At 75.5% G+C, this 220-nt stretch carries 1 protein-coding gene; it reads right to left on the bottom strand.

Features of this window, described 5'->3' with window-relative positions:
- The coding region (locus SZN_RS37445; protein ID WP_007506845.1) for a thioredoxin domain-containing protein at positions 1–220 on the bottom strand (220 nt) is incomplete at its 5' end.

Raw genomic sequence — 220 nt, 5'->3', positions numbered from 1 at the left:
TCACCCGCGCAGGGCGGCCAGGGCGCGGTCGGCGTGGGCGCTCATCCGCAGTTCGCTGCGGACGACCTCCAGGACCGTGCGGTCCTGCCCGATGACGAAGGTGACGCGCCTGGTGGGGGCGAGCGAGAAGCCGCGGGCCACGCCGAACCGCTCGCGGACCGTGCCGCCGGGGTCGGACAGCAGCGTCATGCCCAGCGTGTGGCGGTCGGCGAACTCCCGG

The organism is Streptomyces zinciresistens K42 (assembly GCF_000225525.1).
GTDB lineage: Bacteria > Actinomycetota > Actinomycetes > Streptomycetales > Streptomycetaceae > Streptomyces > Streptomyces zinciresistens.
This window is presented reverse-complemented; position numbering and strand designations above follow the sequence as displayed.